Annotated in this window: 12 protein-coding genes; 10 read left to right on the top strand and 2 right to left on the bottom strand. The window is 35.0% G+C overall.

Annotated elements, in window-relative coordinates; translation table 11 throughout:
* Nucleotides 1-6: 6 nt before the first annotated feature.
* The 3 genes from MG292_RS03580 to MG292_RS03590 all read left to right on the top strand — a co-directional run bounded on the left by MG292_RS03580 (nt 7) and on the right by MG292_RS03590 (nt 3,113).
* Nucleotides 7-771: an exodeoxyribonuclease III gene (locus MG292_RS03580; RefSeq protein ID WP_264534065.1), complete on the top strand. Its 765-nt coding sequence runs from the start codon at nt 7-9 to the stop codon at nt 769-771.
* Between the two features lie 142 nt (nt 772-913).
* The gene (locus MG292_RS03585; protein ID WP_264534064.1) at nt 914-1,855 is read left to right on the top strand and encodes an OmpA family protein; all 942 of its coding nucleotides are present in this window, start codon (nt 914-916) and stop codon (nt 1,853-1,855) included.
* Nucleotides 1,856-2,075: 220 nt separating this feature from the next.
* Complete coding sequence (locus MG292_RS03590; RefSeq protein ID WP_264534063.1) at nt 2,076-3,113, top strand: NADP(H)-dependent aldo-keto reductase; 1,038 nt, start codon at nt 2,076-2,078, stop codon at nt 3,111-3,113.
* Between the two features lie 180 nt (nt 3,114-3,293).
* Here the strand turns inward: MG292_RS03590 and MG292_RS03595 are convergent, their stop codons facing one another.
* Together MG292_RS03595 and MG292_RS03600 are read right to left on the bottom strand one after the other, a co-directional pair.
* Nucleotides 3,294-5,285 (bottom strand): transglycosylase domain-containing protein, encoded by a 1,992-nt coding sequence (locus tag MG292_RS03595; protein WP_264534062.1) that lies wholly within the window; start codon nt 5,283-5,285, stop codon nt 3,294-3,296.
* A gap of 61 nt (nt 5,286-5,346) precedes the next feature.
* Nucleotides 5,347-5,910, bottom strand: coding sequence for a 5-formyltetrahydrofolate cyclo-ligase (locus MG292_RS03600; RefSeq protein WP_264534061.1), 564 nt, complete (start codon nt 5,908-5,910; stop codon nt 5,347-5,349).
* A gap of 117 nt (nt 5,911-6,027) precedes the next feature.
* On the opposite strand from MG292_RS03600, the gene uvrC reads away from it, so the two are divergent.
* The 7 genes from uvrC (at nt 6,028) to MG292_RS03635 (ending at nt 18,303) form a co-directional block, all read left to right on the top strand.
* Nucleotides 6,028-7,821 carry an excinuclease ABC subunit UvrC gene (gene uvrC / locus MG292_RS03605; protein WP_264534060.1) on the top strand — a complete coding sequence of 598 codons (1,794 nt, stop codon included), beginning with the start codon at nt 6,028-6,030 and terminating at the stop codon, nt 7,819-7,821.
* Between the two features lie 6 nt (nt 7,822-7,827).
* Nucleotides 7,828-10,164 (top strand): patatin-like phospholipase family protein, encoded by a 2,337-nt coding sequence (locus MG292_RS03610; RefSeq protein ID WP_264534059.1) that lies wholly within the window; start codon nt 7,828-7,830, stop codon nt 10,162-10,164.
* 402 nt (nt 10,165-10,566) lie between these two features.
* Nucleotides 10,567-11,337 (top strand): DUF3108 domain-containing protein, encoded by a 771-nt coding sequence (locus MG292_RS03615; protein WP_264534058.1) that lies wholly within the window; start codon nt 10,567-10,569, stop codon nt 11,335-11,337.
* Nucleotides 11,337-12,278, top strand: a complete 942-nt coding sequence (locus tag MG292_RS03620; RefSeq protein WP_264534057.1) for a tryptophan 2,3-dioxygenase family protein — start codon at nt 11,337-11,339, stop codon at nt 12,276-12,278. Before MG292_RS03615 ends, MG292_RS03620 begins: the two co-directional genes overlap by 1 nt.
* 46 nt (nt 12,279-12,324) lie before the next feature.
* Nucleotides 12,325-13,515: a peptidoglycan DD-metalloendopeptidase family protein gene (locus tag MG292_RS03625; RefSeq protein ID WP_264534056.1), complete on the top strand. Its 1,191-nt coding sequence runs from the start codon at nt 12,325-12,327 to the stop codon at nt 13,513-13,515.
* 112 nt (nt 13,516-13,627) lie between these two features.
* The gene (gene pgi, locus MG292_RS03630) at nt 13,628-15,271 is read left to right on the top strand and encodes a glucose-6-phosphate isomerase (protein ID WP_264534055.1); all 1,644 of its coding nucleotides are present in this window, start codon (nt 13,628-13,630) and stop codon (nt 15,269-15,271) included.
* 269 nt (nt 15,272-15,540) lie between these two features.
* Nucleotides 15,541-18,303 (top strand): TonB-dependent receptor, encoded by a 2,763-nt coding sequence (locus tag MG292_RS03635; protein WP_264534054.1) that lies wholly within the window; start codon nt 15,541-15,543, stop codon nt 18,301-18,303.
* The last annotated feature ends 18 nt before the right edge of the window (nt 18,304-18,321 follow it).

Raw genomic sequence — 18,321 nt, forward strand, 5'->3', positions numbered from 1 at the left:
TTTTAAATGAAAATCATTTCCTATAACGTCAACGGAATTCGTTCGGCCATTTCGAAAGGATTACTCGAATGGTTACAACAAGCTAATCCAGATGTCATTTGTTTTCAAGAAATTAAAGCCCAAGCCGATCAAGTGCCTACTTTAGACATTGAACTAGCAGGATATCCCTATCATTATTGGTTTCCCGCTACTAAAAAGGGGTACAGTGGCGTAGCCATACTTTCTAAAATTAAACCTAATAATATTGTTTTTGGAACCGGAATTGAACACATGGATTTTGAAGGGCGTAACCTTCGTGTAGATTTTGATGAGTTTTCGGTAATGAGTTTGTACTTACCTTCTGGAACTAATGCAGAGCGATTGGATCATAAGTTTATGTACATGGATGATTTCCAAAACTATATTAACGACTTAAAGAAGGACATTCCGAATTTAGTGATCTGTGGCGATTATAACATTTGCCATGAGGCAATAGATATTCACGATCCGATTCGCAATAAAAATGTATCCGGATTTTTACCTGCCGAGCGTACTTGGCTAGACAATTTCTTGAAAAGCGGCTTCATTGATAGCTTCCGTTTTTTGAACAAAGAACCCGATAATTATACCTGGTGGACCATGCGTTTCCCAACGGCACGATTGAATAATAAAGGTTGGCGTATCGATTATTGTTTGGTAAGCGAACCCTTGAAAAACCGAATCAAACGCGCTTTAATTTTGCCCGAAGCCAAACATTCCGACCATTGTCCTATTTTGGTAGAAATTGAGTAGTTTTGTTGGGAGCTTATCCTGCTGTACGCTCTATCTGTGCCGCCGAACCCCGTCGTCACAGGATGCCACTTCCATCAGGGCTAGGGTCACAATAAAAAAGATAAAAAGTAGTTTAATAAACATAAAATAAAAACCTCACATCATGATAAAAAAAGTTTCCATCGGATTGTTCGTATTGGCGCTAACCACTTCTTGTGTGTCCAAAAAAATCTATACCGATTTAGAAAGCAAATACACCGACTTAAAGAAAGAAAACAGAACCCTTGCTGACGAGAATGCCGCTTTGGCAAAAGCCAAAAACCAACTGGAATTAGACGGTGCGGCTTTGAAAACCGATTTAGATAAATTAAAAGCGGATTACACTAAATTGAAAGCAGAGCATGAAACGAATTTAGATAAATACAAAACACTTCAGGATTCGTATGCGGCTCTAGAAAAAAACAGCAATGAGTCTCTGGAAAAAAATATGAAAAAGAATCGTGAATTGCTTGACGAATTGGATGAAAAAGCGAAAGCCTTAGCTTTAGAACAAGAGCAATTAAGTAAAAATGCACAACGTTTGAAAGAACTGGAAGACTTAATTGCAGCCAAAGAGGCAAGCATGAAAAAACTAAAAGAAACCTTATCTAAAGCCCTAAATAGCTTTGAAGGAAAAGGCTTGACCGTAGAACAAAAAAACGGAAAAGTATACGTTTCAATGGAAAACAAATTGTTGTTTAGTTCAGGAAGTTGGGCGGTAAGTGCCGAAGGTAAAAAAGCCGTAATTGAATTGGGAAAAGTATTAGGAGATAATCCAGATATTGCCGTTTTAATTGAAGGACATACCGATGATGATGCGTTTGCTGCTTCGGGACCTATTGCAGATAACTGGGATTTATCAACTAAAAGAGCTACCTCAATCGTAGGAATCTTGAGTGAAAACAAAAAAATCAACAAACAAAATTTGACTGCTGCGGGTAGAGGAGAATTTTCACCATTAGCAAGCAACGCTACTGCTGAGGGTAAAGCCAAAAATCGCCGTATCGAAATTATTTTAACCCCAAGATTAGATGCTATTGCGGAGATGTTGAATGAGATTAACTAGAGTTTCAGAGTAGCAGAGTCATTATGAGGAGGTACTACGAAGCGCACCTGCGGTTGATAATTTAAAACACAGATACACAAATTGCACAGATTTTAAATATTGAAAAGCACAACTCAGTTGTGCTTTTTTATTTATAAATGCGTTTGAATTCGAGTTCTTTTTTGTATTGCAATTGCCTTTCCTTTGTATATTTGTTTTTCAAAAAAAGCAACGTACAAACATGAAATACACCACTATACCCAATACCCAAATTAAAGTCAGTAAAATATGTTTAGGCACAATGACTTTTGGTGAACAAAACACCGAAGCAGAGGGTCACGCCCAAATGGAATATGCCTTGGAGCAAGGAGTTAATTTTTTTGATACAGCCGAGATGTATTCGGTGCCAGGACGTCAAGAGACTTATGGAAGTACCGAACGAATTATTGGGACTTGGTTTAAAAAAACAGGGAATCGTGATCAAGTGGTTTTGGCTACAAAAATTGCGGGACCAAATCCGGCTTTTACCTATATGCGAGAAAAAGTCGATTTTTCGCCAGCGAGTATTCAGTATGCCTTGGATCATAGTTTGCAACGTCTTCAAACCGATTATGTCGATATTTATCAATTGCATTGGCCAGAACGCAAAGCCAATTTCTTTGGACAACGCGGATTCAAAGCACAAGACGATGCTTGGGAAGATAATATTCACGAGGTGTTGACTACTTTGGAAGGTTTTGTCAAACAAGGAAAAATCAAACACATTGGATTGTCTAACGAAACGCCTTGGGGATTGATGCGCTTCTTGGAAGAACACAAGTACCACAATTTGCCAAAAATCAAAACCGTACAAAATCCGTATTCTTTATTGAATCGTTCTTTTGAAGTAGGAAATGCTGAGGTTTGCTTGCGTGAAAATGTAGGTTTGTTAGCCTATTCTCCAATGGCTTTCGGACTTTTATCAGGCAAATTTTTGAATGGACAGCATCATCCAAAATCTCGCTTGGCCTTATTTCCTCAAATGGCACGTTATAGCAGTCCACAGTCGGCAGAAGCGACTTGTTTGTACAACGACATTGCTCAACAACACGGTTTGACTTTAACACAATTGGCTTTGGCATTTATTGAGGAACAACCTTTTGTAACCAGTACGATTATTGGGGCTACTACCATGGAACAGTTGAAAGAGAATATTGCTGCCATTCAAGTAAGACTTTCAGACGAGGTATTGAAAGCGATTGACGGAGTTCAAGCCATAATTCCAGATCCCGCACCTTAGTTTCGAGGGTCGATCGTAATTAAATTATTTACCGCAGATGCAGATTCGCAGATTTTTCAATATAAAATCTGCGAATCTGCGGTTTAATTTTTCCAAATAATTTAAAATTGGTACATTTTAAAATCAATCAATTATTACATTGAAAATTCGTAAATCGTATTTCGTAAATCGTATATTTACTTATTCCCCATCCGTTTTCAAAAACTCAAAATCAAAGTCTTCTTTCGGCGGAATAGAATCTACTGCTATACCAGTAGTGTCTTGGTGTTTGCGAATGGTTAAAAAAGAACGTGCATTTCCGGAAAGCGAAACACCATACGGGTTAATGCTATCACTACTAGTTAAAATACCGCGACGCAACATTAAATTACTCAAATAGCGTTGGTTTTTTAAAGCAAATCCTTTCAGATTTCCTTGATCGTCAAACTGATACATGAATTTCTTTGGGCTCGGAATAATGGTAGCCAAGTACAAACATTCGTTAAAGGTTAAATCGGCAGGGCTTTTCTGAAAGTAAAAACGGCTGGCTTCGCCAATTCCGTATACATCAGGGCCCCATTCAATAATATTGAAATACACTTCCAACATGCGTTCTTTGCTAACAATTCGGTTGTTTTCTAAGATGTAAACCAAAAGAATTTCCTCCAATTTACGCGATAAGGTTTTCTCACGAGTTAAAAACACATTTTTAATCAATTGCATACTGATGGTACTGCCTCCACGAGAGAATTTTCGGGTCTTGATATTTTTAATAATCGATTGTTTGAATGCCTCTGTAATAAATCCGCGATGTCTAAAGAAAGAAGGATCTTCGGTGGTTAATACGCATTTTTTTAAGTAAGGAGAAATTTGATTTAATGGGGTATAATTAGGATTAGAAGGCCCCACAAAAACAGGTCGCTGACGTACATTTTTAATAATGGCTCGGTATTCAAATTCGCCATTGAGTTTTGCTAAATTGGCTTGACCAAAACGGTAAATGCGTAAATTTTCTTTGTTCAATTTACTGTCAAAAACAATGTCTTCTGGTTTGTTTTTATTGAACATAAAATCCAATTTATAATCAAAACTACCGCTGGCTAACATGCCTTGGAAATTAGTAAATAATCCATCAGGAAGCGAAGTAATAAAATGTTGCGCTTGCATTTTTGGAATCCGAATATTCATTTTATAAATGGTATCTTCTTCGGTTTCGTAAGCCAAATAAGGATGGAATTTAATCTGATTCAATTGAACCGTTGATGTACTATCTAAAGAGATAAAATCTTCACCTAGCAAAAAACGGTAATCAAAACGCGCATTGCGAATGACTACATCTTTGCTTGCAATTTTGGGGTGATTGACTTTTAAATTGGCAATAGACGAGTAGCCATCAATATGAAATTCATCGCCATCACTTTCAATATTTTCGATATTCAAACGAATGGAATCAAAACTAGAAAGCAAATGGAATCGTTCGTCAAAATACGGCACTTTTATCGGTCCACCATCCATATTGAAAAACTGAATATCAGCAGTCCGGTCTCTTGGGTCAGCTTCTCCCGCAATGCGCCAACGTTGTGCAAAAGTGTTGGTTTTAACGTGAATGATGCTTTCTAAATCGCCTCCGTCCAAGGCTAATTTCTTGATATCAATTATGGCTTTTTTTCCGTTGTCGTCTAATTTAAAAACGAGGTTTTTAATGTCCATGTCAGAGGGAACCAAATTCAACAATCGGAATATAATGCGTTTAGCTAAAGCAGCATAATCTCTTTTTTCAGTGCTAACTTCTTGATTTTTGTTCTTTTTCAAAAAAGCATCAAAGTTGCGAACGTTGCCTTTTTTTATGAGTTGCACCAAACCATTTTTGATTTCTAAAGTACCCAATTGCACATCACCAATCAGCAAATGCCAAAAGCTGATACTGGTTTTCATCTTTTGAATTTTGAATAAAGTGTCGGCATGTTTGGGAGCTAAAACCACATCGGTTAGATTTACGGCTGAAATTCCGTCAAAAGAGGCTGTTTTTATGGTGAATTTACTATCGTAATCACGATCCATTTTCACCACTACTTTCTCTAAAGTTACTTTTAAAATTTCGTCTCTGAAATAATAGAATGTAGCCAAAGTAGAAGCCAATAAAACCAAAAGAATTCCGAGAGTAATTCCTATTTTATTCTTGTTGAATCTCATAAAAATGCCAAATAATTGAAGTTGTAAAGAAAGTAAAAAAAAGCCAATTTTTCAGTTGAAATTAAAAGCGATAGCACTTTTTTGGAGTGATGCAAAAATCCAAACGAACGTCTTTTTCAAAAATATCAGTAATTGAGTTTTCGGCTTCAAAAAAAGAAAGGCCAATTTTGATGGTTTCGGTTTGGCATTCAGACAAAAATTGATCGTAAAAACCTTTGCCATAACCAACACGATTTCCAAGGGTGTCGAAAGCCAAAAGAGGTACAAACACTACTTGAATTTTGGACGAAGGCACTTCGATTCCGTCCACAGGTTCTGGGATATTGTATTCGTTTTTTTTGATTTTGGTATTGTCAGTTAATAGAAAATGCGTCATTTTTCGTGTGGTAAAATCGGATTTCGAAATCACAATTTCTTTGTCTTTCCCCGATAGCAAATGCAGTAAGAATTCGGTATTGACTTCTTTTTGCTCTTCAATGGGTAAAAAAACGTGGAAATAAGTTTTGTCCCAAATGTCAAGTGCCAACACGCCATTGACAATAGCCAAACTTTTTTCTTCGATTTCGGCTTCTGAAAGATTTTTGCGGAGCGCTTTGTATTGAGATCGTAATTCGTTTTTTGTCATTGTATGAAAAATAGAAGATAAAAGTAGTATTATTTATTACGACCTAAAAGAAAACGACTGATTTTGATTTGCAAAGATGTTATTTGTAAATTTGGAAACAATTCGAGCCAACACAAAATGACGCCACCAAGCATTGCTTTACAAATACAAACCCTGCCGGACAATCCGGGTGTTTACCAATACTACGATAAGGACGGGAAGATTTTGTATGTGGGCAAAGCTAAAAATCTAAAAAAAAGAGTTTCGTCTTATTTTAATAAAATTCACGATACAGCCAAAACGAATGTTTTAGTCAAGAAAATTGTGACCATCAAACACATAGTGGTGCCTACCGAAACCGATGCGCTTTTGTTAGAAAACAATTTAATCAAAACCTTGCAACCACGCTATAATGTGTTGTTGCGAGACGATAAAAGTTATCCGTGGCTGTGTATTAAAAAAGAGCCATTTTCTCGAATTTTCTCTACCCGAAGAATGATCAAAGACGGTTCGGAATATTTTGGTCCCTACACCAGTTTCAAGACGGTGAATACTATTTTGGACTTGATTAAAGAATTGTATCCATTGCGCACTTGTAATTACGATTTGAGTGCCAATAATATCGAAAGCGGCAAGTTCAAAGTCTGTTTGGAATATCATATCGGTAATTGCAAAGGCCCTTGCGAAGGCTATGAAACCGTTGCTGAATATCAAAAACAAGTCGATGCTATTCGCGAAATTCTCAAAGGAAATTTTAAAGAAAGTATGAAAGACTTCAAACGACTAATGACCGAATTAGCACAAGAAATGCGTTTTGAAGAAGCCCAAAAAATCAAAGAAAAAATAGAAATTCTCGAAAATTACCAGTCGCGCTCTACGATTATCAATCCGAAAATCACCAATATTGATGTGTTTTCGATTGTTTCAGACGAAAGTGCTGCCTATGTCAACTTTTTGCAAATTTCTCATGGTTCGATTATTCGTTCCCATACGATGGAAATCAAAAAGAAACTAGAAGAAACCGACGAAGAATTACTGGAATTAGCCATTATCGAACTTCGAGAACGTTTCCAGTTGTTGTCCAAAGAAGTCATCGTTCCCTTTGAAGTTGATTTGGGTGAAAACATCAAAATCACGGTACCGCAATTGGGCGACAAAAAACAAATTTTAGATTTGTCTATTCGCAACGCCAAATTCTACCGCATCGAGCAGTTGAAACAATTGCAAATTGTAGATCCTGATCGACACGTCAACCGAATTATGGCACAGATGCAAAAAGACTTGCGTTTGCCTGTAGAACCCCGCCACATAGAATGTTTTGATAACTCCAATATACAAGGAACCAATCCTGTTTCGGCTTGTGTGGTTTTTAAAGATGGTAAACCGAGTAAGAAAGATTACCGCCATTTCAACATCAAGACAGTCGAAGGGCCCAATGATTTTGCGTCTATGGAAGAAGTAGTATACCGACGATACAAACGTCTTTTGGACGAAAACCAGCCCTTGCCTCAGTTGATTATTATTGACGGAGGAAAAGGACAATTGTCCTCGGCGTTGAAAAGTATTGACGACTTGGGTCTTCGCGGAAAAATCACCGTTATCGGTATTGCAAAACGTTTGGAAGAACTCTTTTATCCTGGCGATTCCATTCCGCTCTACCTCGACAAAAAATCAGAAACATTAAAAGTCATTCAGCAGTTGCGTAACGAGGCGCACCGTTTTGGGATAACTCATCATCGTGACAAACGCAGCAAAGCCGCCCTCAATTCGTCTATAGAATCCATTCCAGGTATTGGCGAAAAAACGATGACAGCCCTAATTCAGCACTTTAAAAGTGTTAAACGATTGAAATTGGCCACCGAAAAAGAAATTTCTGAGGTGGTGGGGCTATCAAAAGCCAAAAAAATTACCGACTTTTACACTGCCAAATAATTTTTTATGAGCCTATCCCAGCTGTCCGTTCCAAGTCCTCTTTCAAAACCCTTTTTTTCTAAGGAAAAAAAAGGAGCTTCTGTGGTCGCTCTTTTTTTTCAAGAAAAAATAGGCTTTGTTCTTTCGGGGCTATCCACTTCCATCTGGGGCTTACTATTTACGGCGCTATTCGTATCTGGTTTTCAAAATACTTTTGCACAAGAACAAAAACGACCAAAAATAGGTTTGGTGTTAAGCGGGGGTGGAGCCAAAGGATTTGCTCATATTGGAGTTTTGAAAGTGATTGAAGAGGCAGGAGTTAAAATCGATTATATAGGTGGAACCAGTATGGGAGCCGTTGTTGGCGGATTATATGCTTCGGGATATAATGCGACTCAAATAGATTCTATTTTTCAGACTACTAATTTTGATGAATTATTAAATGATTATATTCCAAGGTCTTCCAAAAGCTTCTATGAAAAAAGAAACGATGAGTCGTATGCTTTAGTCCTTCCGTTTAATAAATTTCGAATTGGGATTCCCGAAGCCCTATCTAAAGGTATTTACAATTTTAATTTATTGAGTAGATTGACTAGAAATGTAAGACACGTAAACGATTTTAATCAACTGCCCACTCCGTTTTTATGTATAGGCACCAATATAGAAACAGGAAAACAAATAGTGTTGGATAAAGGCAGTCTAGCGCAGGCTATGTTGGCAAGCGCCGCTTTTCCATCTTTGTTTTCCCCAGTTGAAATAGATGGAGAATTAGTAGTTGATGGAGGTGTAGCAAATAATTATCCTATTCAAGAGGTTCGAAATTTAGGAGCTGATATTATAATAGGTGTAAATGTTCAAGATGACTTGTTAGAAAAATCCCAATTGCGAAACGCGACAAAAATCTTAGTTCAAATCACTAATTTACAATCTATCGAAAAAATGAAAACTAAGATTAAGGATACCGATATTTATATCAATCCTGATATCAAAAATTATGGTGTTATTTCTTTTGATAAAGGAAAAGAAATCATCAGAAAAGGAGAAGAAGCTGCTTTTTCTGTGTATGAAAAAATACATGCACTTGCCGATGTACACTATCCTTACAACAAACCAAAACTTGATATTGTAAAGGATAGTTTGCATTTGGTTCAAATAAAAACAAATCGGTTAAAAAACTTTACAAAGGATTATGTTTTCGGAAAATTACGATTCAGACCAGGACAAAAAATAACCTATGAGCAATTGCAGTCGGGTATAAATACTATTAATGCTACAGAGAACTTTAATGCGATTAGTTATTCTTTCGAATCGAACCTAAAGGGAGATATTTTAGCGCTAAATTTAGTGGAGAATCCAACAAAAACGTATTTGAAATTTGGATTGCATTATGATGATTTGTTTAAAAGTGGAGTTTTAGTTAACATAACGAATAAAAACACGCTCTTTAAAAACGATTTGGCATCCTTAGATGTTGTAATGGGGGATAATTTCAGATACAATTTAGATTATTATATAGACAACGGATTCAATTTTAGTTTTGGATTTAAATCGCAGTTTAATCAGTTTAACAAGAATATATCTCAAAACATTACCGATTTAAATTTAAGTTCTTTAGGAATAAATGAAATCAATGTTGATTTTCTTGACTTGTCAACACAGGCCTACTTGCAAAAAGGTTTGGCTCAGAGTTTTTTAATAGGTGCAGGTGTGGAGTTAAAATACTTGAGAATATCTTCAAAAACGCTTGCTAATGTAAACCCTATTATTGACAAGAGTAGTTATTGGAGTGGTTTTGGGTATTTGAAATTTGATTCTTTTGACAACAAATATTTTCCAAAAAAAGGATGGTATTTTACGGCAGATTTTCAATCCTATTTATTTTCCTCGGACTATCATAATAATTTTAAACCGTTTTCTATTCTTAAAGCAAATTTCTCAAAGGCAATTACGATTTGGGATAAAATTACTTTCAAATTTCAAACGGATGCGGGCTTGCCAATCGGCAATGATGGAATTCCTTTCTTTAATTTTGTATTAGGGGGGTATGGTTATACTACAATCAATAATTTTAGACCGTTTTACGGGTATGATTTTTTGAGTGTGGCAGCTAATAGTTATATAAAAACATTGGGAACTATTGATTACGAGTTTTACAGAAAGAACCACATCAACTTTTCGGCTAACTTTGCCAACTTAGGGAACAACCTTTTTCAGTCTGTTGATTGGCTTACTTTTCCTAAACATTCAGGCTATGCCCTCGGGTATGGATTAGAGACGGCTATAGGACCTGTAGAGCTGAAGTATTCTTGGTCTCCAGAAAATGCAAAAGGTTATACTTGGTTTAGTGTTGGTTTTTGGTTTTAGTCTTGATTTACTCCCAACTTGACGTTTTTTCGTAAAAATCCACTCTGTTTTTAGTCTTTTTTTTGTGAATTTGAGCAGAATATATCTAAAATAAATTAATATAATCAAAAAAAAAGTTACTTATTTTTTTATTATGTAAAAAAATAAACGGCTTCAGATTTATAAATAATAAAACTTCTGTTAAAGTCTATTTTAATGAAAAAAATCCTTTGAAGATGCTATAAATTTGTAAAACAAAAATGAAAGGGGTGGTTTCCTTTCGATTTTTGATATAAATTTCATAATTTATAGTTTTTTGGTTAGTTAATAGCACAAAAACTCAGTCAATAGTTGACTGGGTTTTTTTGTTTTAATACATTTGGGACAAAAAGGTGTTTTTTGAATAATGCCTAAATTTAGATTATGAAGAAGGCAATTCTATTTTTGCTACTACTTACCACTTTAAGTTTTAACTCCCAAGATGATTCCGTTTTTGGGTCAGGTGAATGGTTTAAATTTCGCATTCATTATGGTTTTGTCAACGCTGGTTACGCTACTTTAGAAGTAAAAGATGCTATCATTAATAATGAAAAAGTATTCCATCTTATTGGCCGAGGTTATACCACAGGGCTTTCCCGATTTTTTTTCAAAGTAGAAGATCTTTACGAAAGTTATATTGATAGAGAGACATTTGTACCGTATCAATTTGTACGAAAGATTGACGAAGGAGGATACACAAAGAATCAAGAAGGTTTTGTTAATGTAACTACTAATAGAATAGTAGTCAAAGATTATAAACATAAGACAGAAAAAACTTTTACAATTCCTAAAAACACCCAGGACATTTTATCTGCCTTTTATTATTTGCGAAATTCACCTATAATAGATAAAATAAAACCAGGAGAATCCATTTCGATTGATCTTTTTTTTGATGATGAAACTACAAAGTTTAAGTTAAAATTCATTGGTAGGGACAATATTAAAACTAAATTTGGCACTGTTCCTACGATGATCTTTAAGCCATTGGTTCAGTCCGGTCGGGTTTTTAAAGAACAAGAGAGTGTAACAGTTTGGATTTCAGATGATGGAAATAGAATTCCTTTACGAATTCAAGCAAGTCTTGCAGTAGGTTCTATCAAAGCAGATTTAGACGCATACAAAGGATTGAAAAATCCATTTAAACAAAAGCAATAATGACTAGCACCAATAGTTCAGCAGCTATTTTAAACGAAATTGATTTAAAATACAACGCCATTAATCAAAAAACAGAGACCCAGCTCGAAGGTTTACTTTGGTCTAAACCAATAACCTATTGGGATTATATTCAAACAGATGCGTTGTTGAGTCTTCAAACGCAAAGAACTACACTACCTGACGAAATGGTCTTTATTATGTACCACCAAGTTAATGAATTGATTTTCAAAATGATTTTGTGGGAAATGCGTCAAATCTCGTATTGTCAAGATATTCAAATTGATTTTTTTACAGAACGATTACTGCGCATAAGTCGTTATTTTGATATGTTAACCACTTCGTTTGAAATAATGGAAAACGGAATGGAAGTGGAGCAGTACATGAAATTTAGAACGACTTTAACGCCAGCAAGTGGTTTTCAAAGTGCCCAATACCGTTTGATTGAATTCTGTGCGACCGATTTGATTAATTTAATTGATCATCGATTTAGATCTTCTATTGATAGAGATACTTCGTTTGAATATGCTTTTGAACATTTGTATTGGCAAGCTGCAGGGAAAGATTATAAAACGAGAGAAAAATCGTTTCTTTTGGAAGAATTTGAAAGAAAATATAAAAAGGTTTTCTTGAGTCATATGCAAGAATACAACACGATTAATATTTGGCAGAAGTTCAAACAACTACCTATAGAAGAACAAAATAACTCTGAGTTAATACAAGCGATGCGCCATTTAGATTATACGGTAAATATTACTTGGGTAATGCAACATTTGAACGTCGCTATTAAATATATAGACCAAAGTGGTTTGGGCGATGGAGAAGCTACTGGAGGAAGTGATTGGAAAAAGTACATGCACCCTAAATACCAAAGAAGAATATTTTTTCCTGAATTATGGAGTGCTGATGAATTAGCCAATTGGGGAGAAACCAAAATAATATAATTGTATAATGTTAAAAAGAATACCGCCCTTTTTCTTAATCATAATTATGCTGCTATCTGTTCTTTCTTGTACTAAAAATCAAGAAAGTTTGGACGAACAGGAAATTCAATCTGCCCCTAAAAAGAGTGAGTTTGGTTTTACTTATGCTGATTTTAATGTGATTCATGATACGATCAAAAAAGGAGATACTTTTGGTAGCATCATTGAAAGACAAAATATAGGAGACAAGGAAGTCTATGACATTATAGAAAAAGTCAAAGACACTTTTGATGTTCGTATTATGCGGTATAATAAACCATATATTTTACTTCGATCAAAACATAAAAAAAATAAATTACAAGTTTTTATCTATCAACCTGATGCGGTCAATTATTACGTGATTGATTTACGAGACACTCTTGTCGTTGCCTATAAAAAAACGAAGCCAATTACAATCAAACGAAGAACGATAGGTGGGGTTTTAAAAAGTTCGCTTTCAGAAACTCTTGAAAGCGCTAAAGTAGAAGGAGCTTTGGCAAGTAAAATCACCAAAATATATGCGTGGTCGATTGACTTTTTCAAATTAAAAAAAGGTGATCGCTTTGCTTTAACGTTTACCGAAAGGTACATCAACGATTCCATTTATGATGGTGTAGATAGCTTGGAAGCTGCATTTTTTGAATACAAAGGGAAAATTGTCTATGCTTTTCCTTATGCATCAAATCCTTCTGGAAAGACTGAATACTATGATGAAGAAGGAAAGACATTAAAGAATTTCTTTTTGAAAACTCCAATTAAATTTAGTCGAATCACTTCGCGATACAGCTCAAATAGATTGCATCCCGTTCAAGGAATTTGGAAAGCTCACAAAGGGACAGATTATGCGGCACCTTATGGCACTCCTATAACAACTACTGCCTCAGGTGTTGTAGAACAAACGGGTTTTACCACGGGTAACGGCAACTTTGTAAAAGTAAAACACAACGGAACCTATTCGACACAATACCTTCATATGTCTAAAATTTTAGTACGACGAGGGCAACATGTTACTCAAGGACAAGTTATCGGTTTGGTTGGCAGTACAGGATTAGCTACCGGGCCTCATGTATGCTATCGTTTTTGGAAAAATGGCGTTCAAGTGGATGCGTTGCGCTTAAAACTACCTACAGGAGAATCAATGTCGGGGGCGCCTAGAAAAAGATTCTTGCAGCAAATAGAACCTCTAAAAAGAGAGTTGGATAGTGTAGCCAACTTATAAAAACGTTTCTTTTCTTCAAAATTGTGATATGTTTTGGGTACAAGTGGTATTCAAACTAATTTCAGTATTTTTGCCCGAAATTAAAAAATAACAGAACAAACCAATTATAAAAATGGCTTTACACACAGTTAATCCTACTCAAACAGCAGCTTGGTTAAAGTTGCAACAACATTATAATGCAATTGCCACTACAACAATGCAAGAATTATTTCAAGCAGATGCATCTCGTGTAGAAAAATTTAATTTAAAATGGAATGATTTTCTTTTGGATTATTCTAAAAATAGAATCAATCAAGAAACCTTGACTTTGTTATTGGAATTAGCCAATCAAGTGGGTTTAAAAGAAGCGATTGCCTCTTATTTCGAAGGCGAATTAATCAATCAAACAGAAAATAGAGCGGTACTTCATACGGCTTTGCGTGCCAAAGAATCGGCGGTTATTAAGGTCGAAGGCCAAAATGTAATACCAGAAGTGTATGCGGTAAAAAATAAAATTAAAGTGTTTACTAACGAAGTTGTTTCGGGTAAACGAACAGGATATACTGGTAAAACATTCACAGATATTGTTAATATTGGTATTGGTGGTTCTGATTTAGGACCAGCTATGGCGGTAGAAGCCTTACAATTTTATAAAAATCATTTGAACGTGCATTTTGTTTCCAATGTAGATGGAGACCACGTCAATGAAATTATCAAAAAAATCAATCCAGAAACCACTTTGTTTGTGATTGTTTCTAAAACATTCACCACACAAGAAACGTTGACTAATTCAGAAACTATTAAAGAATGGTTTTTGAAATCGGCACAACAAGAAGATGTAGCGAAGCATTTCGTTGCGGTTTCTACCAATTTGAATAAAGTAACAGAGTTTGGAATTAATCCAGATAATGTTTTTCCAATGTGGGACTGGGTTGGAGGTCGTTTTTCTTTATGGAGTGCGGTAGGTCTTTCTATTAGTTTAGCTATTGGATTTGAAAATTACAATGCTTTATTAAATGGAGCCAATGAAATGGACGAGCATTTTAAGAGCGCTGATTTCGATCAAAATATCCCGGTGACATTAGCTCTATTGAGCGTTTGGTACAATAATTTCTTTGGTGCCGAAAGTGAAGCCTTGATTCCGTACACACAATATTTACAAAAATTAGCCCCTTATTTACAACAGGGAACGATGGAAAGTAATGGTAAAAGTGTAGGTCGAGATGGTAAACCAGTCAACTATCAAACGGGAACTATCATTTGGGGAGAACCAGGCACGAACTCCCAACACGCCTTTTTTCAATTAATTCATCAAGGAACAAAAGTCATTCCTGCTGATTTTATTGGTTTTGTAAAACCATTGTATGGAGATGATAATCACCATGACAAATTGATGTCTAACTTTTTTGCTCAAACCGAAGCCTTGTTGCATGGTAAGACAGAAGCGCAAGTGCAAGCTGAATTTGACAAACAAGGGTTGTCAAAAGAAAAAGCGGCAGCTTTATTACCCTTTAAAGTATTTACGGGCAATAAACCAACCAATACGTTATTAATTCAAAAATTAACTCCAAAATCATTAGGTTCATTAATTGCGATGTACGAACATAAAATTTTTGTTCAAGGGATAATTTGGAATATTTTTAGTTTTGATCAATGGGGAGTAGAATTAGGAAAACAACTGGCGAATTCAATTCTAGACGAAATCAATACTAAAACAGTTAAAAACCACGATAGTTCTACTTCGTTTTTATTGCATCATTTTTTGAAGAATAAATAGTTAAAATCCAGTTATAAAAAGTAAAGCGTTTTGAGAGTGTCAAAACGCTTTTTTGTACTTAATGAGTTGATTTAAAGAAAGAATACTCGGTTTTTTATAAAATTTAGAAATGAAAAAGTCAATAAAAGGATTTTATATTCTTCTATAAACCCTTGAGAATCGTTATTTAATTTAAGAAAAATCAACAAAAGACAATTTTTTTAACGTTGTATTAACGTATTAAGACAAAAATGTTATAATTTTGCCAAAAATTAATTAACAAAACAACAATGAAAACAATGAAAAACTGGTTACTTACTGGATTAATGTTTTTAATGGTTTCTACAGCTTTTGCACAAGGGAAAGTTACTGGAACTGTTACAGATGGTAAAGGTTCTTTACCTGGAGCAAATATTGTTATTAAAGGAACAAAGATTGCTGTTTCAACAGATTTTGATGGGAAATTTTCTATCAACACAACGACTAATTCAGGAGAGTTAGTGGTATCTTTTATCGGTTACAAAGCTAAGACAGTTAAATTTAGCGGAGCAGCTAATTTAGGTACTATTGTTTTAACTGCTGATGACAATCAATTAGAGGAAATCGTAGTTAAGAGTTCTGTAGTTGACGTTGCAAAAGATAGAAAAACGCCTGTGGCAGTTTCAACTATCAAAGCTGCTGAAATTCAAGAAAAATTAGGTTCTCAAGAGTTTCCTGAGATTTTAGCGAATACACCGTCGGTGTATGCTACAAAATCTGGAGGAGGTTTTGGAGATTCAAGAATCAATATTCGTGGTTTTGATCAAAAAAATGTAGCGGTATTGATTAATGGTGTACCAGTAAACGATATGGAAAATAGTTCTGTATACTGGAGTAACTGGGCTGGTTTATCTGATGTAACTTCAGCAATGCAAGTACAAAGAGGTTTAGGATCTTCAAAATTAGCGATTTCTTCTGTAGGAGGAACAATCAATGTTGTTACTCGTTCTGCTGATATGAAAGAAGGAGGAAATGTAGCTGTTGGTTTTGCTAACAATAATTACTTGAAAAAATCAGCATCATATTCTACAGGAATAATGAAAAATGGTTTGTCAGCTTCTGTTTTATTAAGTCAAACTACAGGAGATGGTTATATCAATGGAACTAAATTTGAAGGTGGAAACTATTTCATTGGTATTGGATATAAAATTAATGCTAAGCATGATTTAGAGTTTACAATTACAGGTGCTCCTCAATGGCACAATCAAAGATCTACGGCACCAACAATTGCTCAGTTTATTAAATATGGTACTAATGGTGAGCCAAACAGAAGATATAATAATGACTGGGGTACTTTAAACGGTCAAGAATATAGTTTTAGAACGAACTTCTATCACAAACCAATCGCTTCTGTTAACTGGGATTATAAAATTAGTGACAAAACTAAGTTGTCAACAGTTGTTTACGGTTCTTGGGGGCGTGGAGGAGGATCTAACGGAGCAGGAGCAATGAGAGGAAATAGATTTTTCTCAGATAACTTACGATTTGCTGATGGAACAATCAATGTTGATTTAATTCAAGCTTGGAACTCAGGGAAATCGGTAGTTATTCCTGGTACTACAGGGACTTCTACAAGAGCATTGATCTCTGGAGCATATCAAAATAGCTCATCTACTTCTAATAATACTACTAATGGTATTACAAAAATTGCTTCAATTAATTCACACAACTGGTATGGTGGTGTTGTTAACTTGAATACAAAATTATCTGAAAAATTCACTTTAGATTTTGGATTAGATGCTAGAACTTATAGAGGAATTCACTATCAAAATATCACAGACTTATTAGGATCAACTAACTATGCTGATAATTTTGATGTTAATAATCCAAACAGAGTTTTAACAGCTACTTATGCTGCAAGACCAAGTTTAAACCCGTTCTTTAGCTTAGACTATCAAACAGGTAAAATTAATTACAACAATGATGGTTTAGTGAATTGGTACGGAGCATTTACACAATTAGAGTATTCTTCTGATAAATTAACTGCATTCTTCCAAGGAGCTATTTCTAATCAAGGATTTAGAAGAGATGATTATTTCTTGTATTTAAAAGCGAATCCGTTATCTTCTACTGACTATAAAAATATCTTAGGAGGTAATGTTAAAGGAGGTTTGAATTACAACATCAACGAGCACCACAATGTTTTTGTTAATGCTGGATATTATTCAAAACAACCATTCTTTAATGCCGTATATCCAAACAACAAATCTTTAGTAAACGAAAATTTGACTAATGAAAAAGTATTAGGTTTAGAAGCAGGATATGGTTTCCGTTCATCAGTATTCAATGCTAATTTGAACTTGTACCATACTTCATGGAAAGATAGATACCAACGATCTAATGATGCAGATGTAACTAATCCTGGAGGGTATTATGACTTTGCTGGAATTACTCAAGTTCACTCTGGTATTGAGTTGGATATGACAGCTAAAGTGGATAATAAATTGAAATTAAACGGAATGTTCTCATTAGGTAAATGGGTATATGATGGTAATATTACTGGAAGAAGATTTGATGTAAACAACAACAATATTTCTGGAGGTGTAACAACTACATATTATGTTGATGGAACAAGAGTTGGGGATGTAGCTCAAATGACAGCTAGTTTAGGTGCTGCATATGAAATCGCTCCAAGATTAAATTTTGATGCTAATTACAGATTATCAGATAAATTATATGCTAGCTTAGATCCTACTAAACAAACTTCGGCTACTAATAAAGGTACTTTAGAATTGCCTTCGTATGGTTTAGTTGATGCAGGGGTTTCTTATAGAGTACTATTGGGTGCTGATAAATCAAAATCATTGAATTTTAGATTAAATATCAATAACCTTTTAGATGAAGTATATATTGCTGAGTCAAGAACAAATATTTTTGCTAGCGATTATATTTCTGGAACTTCAGGACCTACTTATGCTTCTGCTGGAAGAACGTATAATGGAGTAGCAGATGCTAACCAAGTGTTCTTCGGTTTTGGTAGAACATGGAACTTTACTATGAGATATAACTTCTAATAAAGTTATCTTTAAATA

This window comes from Flavobacterium keumense, from assembly GCF_029866485.1.
GTDB lineage: Bacteria > Bacteroidota > Bacteroidia > Flavobacteriales > Flavobacteriaceae > Flavobacterium > Flavobacterium keumense.